Here is a 2108-nt window from a genome sequence, read left to right as displayed (position 1 = left end):
CCAGACGCTCTTTGTGCGGTATTGCCTAAGGAAACACTATTTCCACACTTCTCCCGCGTTTTCCACAGCACTTTCAACAACTTGTGGAAAACAAAAACCGTGGTTTTTTGCGTATCCTTTCGAATTTATGACAAACATTGCACAATTTACGGGGATCCGGCACCAACACCCTGTGCAAAACTCGCCAGATCGTAACCGGTTTGTAACTGGTTTTCCCCTGTGTTGTGGAAAACTGTGTTGAAAAGTTGGGGAAATACCGGTGAAAGATCCTGTCGATTCTGTAAAATTCGCGGAATTTCGCAGATTTTACAGCCGTGGAAATGTGGAAAGAGAATATTTCGCGGAATGTGGGAAATCCTAATTCTGCGAGGCATTGAAGCACATTCCTGCAAAATGGAATGCATTTCTTCTTCGCGACTTTCAAAAACGAGGTGAGATCCATGAAAAACTATCGATTTCTGGCACTGCCTATGGCAATGCTCCTGATCGGCAGTGCATTCACCGGCTGCGGCAGTAAGAATGACAGCTCCGCCGGTGATTCCACAAGCACTTCTGCCACAGATACCAGCCGCGAAGACGGCGGCGTGATGAGCGATGTAGAGGACGGCGTGCGGGATATTGTCACCGATGCAGGCGATGCGGTACGTGATGCCGGCGATGCAGCGGGCGACGCCGTCAAAGATGCAGGGGACGCTGCCGGCGATCTGATGAACGACGACGATTCCAAGACAGATTCCACGGACGACAGCAGCCGCTAACCCAGAGCGTGTGCACATGCTCCGGACAAAACAAGAGCCTCATTTCTGCAAAAGCTGCGGAAATGAGGCTCTTTTCATGCATTTTCAGGGAATGCTCTGCAATTACTGCTGTTCAAAGCGACGCTTCAGCTTTTCAAAGAAACTCTGCCGCTTCGCCTGATTTTTTTCTTCCAGACTGTCGTCGAACTTTTGCAGCAGTTCCTTCTGCTGGCGTGTCAGCTTTCTCGGCACTTCTACCACTACGGTGACATACTGGTCACCATAGGATTCTCTGCCCAGATACTTGACACCCTCGCCGCGTAGACGGAACTTGGTGCCGCTCTGTGTACCCTCCGGAATGTCATATTCCACCTTGCCCTTAATGGTAGGCACAGTCACCTTATCGCCCAGCACTGCCTGTGCGTAAGTGATCGGGATCTCACAGTAGATGTCCACGCCTCTGCGGGTAAACAGATCGTGCGGACGTACATTTACGGAAACATTCAGGTCGCCGCTGGGACCGCCGTTCAGTCCGGCATCACCCTGTCCGCCGACACGCAGCACCTGTCCGTTATCGATACCAGCCGGAATCTTCAGTTCAATATCGCTGGTAGTCCGGCAGCGTCCGCTGCCGCGGCACTTGCTGCACGGATTGGTGACGATCTTGCCCTTACCGCCGCAGCGGGAGCAAACTCTTGTGGAAGATACCGTGCCGAACGGTGTCCGCTGGTTGACCTGCACGGAACCACGGCCGTGGCACTCGGTACAAGTGCTGGTTGTGGTATTGGCATCTGCACCAGTACCGTTACACTGGTCGCACTTCACCATGTGAGTGATCCGCATCTTCTTCTTGACACCCTTGCAGGCTTCCATGAAGTCGATCGTCACGTTGCTGTTTACATCGCCGCCACGCCGCGGTGCATTGGCACTGGACGCAGTGCTTCTGGAACCGCCGCCGAAGCCGCCGAAGAAACTTTCGAAAATGTCGCTGACATCACTGAAACCGCCAAATCCACCGAAGCCGCCGGCTCCTGCACCGGCTCCGCCGCCGTAATTCGGGTCTACGCCGGCATGACCGAACTGGTCGTACCGTGCACGTTTCTGGGAGTCAGACAGCACTTCGTACGCTTCGTTGACTTCCTTGAATTTTTCTGCTGCTTCTTTATCGTCCGGATGCAGGTCAGGGTGATATTTCCGTGCCATGGTCTTGAACGCTTTTTTGATCTCGTCCTCGGAAGCACCCTTTTGCAGCCCCAGCACCTCGTAATAATCCCGTTTTTCTGCCATGTCTGCTGGCTCCTTTCCCTTGAACAGACCCGATCGGAATCCGGCTGTTCCTCTATGGCAATACCGCACAAAGATTGTGCGACA

Annotated in this window: 2 protein-coding genes; one reads left to right on the top strand and one right to left on the bottom strand. The window is 53.2% G+C overall.

Translation table 11 applies throughout. The features are described from left to right. Positions 1-440 precede the first annotated feature (440 nt). Positions 441-758 carry a hypothetical protein gene (locus tag RUMCAL_RS00895; protein ID WP_040646397.1) on the top strand — a complete coding sequence of 106 codons (318 nt, stop codon included), beginning with the start codon at positions 441-443 and terminating at the stop codon, positions 756-758. Between the two features lie 102 nt (positions 759-860). On the opposite strand, the gene dnaJ is transcribed toward RUMCAL_RS00895, so the two are convergent. Further along, positions 861-2024, bottom strand: coding sequence for a molecular chaperone DnaJ (dnaJ, locus tag RUMCAL_RS00890; RefSeq protein ID WP_040646395.1), 1164 nt, complete (start codon positions 2022-2024; stop codon positions 861-863). Positions 2025-2108 lie beyond the last annotated feature (84 nt).

Origin of the sequence: Ruminococcus callidus ATCC 27760 (genome assembly GCF_000468015.1) — a bacterium.
GTDB classification, from domain to species: domain Bacteria; phylum Bacillota; class Clostridia; order Oscillospirales; family Ruminococcaceae; genus Ruminococcus_C; species Ruminococcus_C callidus.
This window is presented reverse-complemented; position numbering and strand designations above follow the sequence as displayed.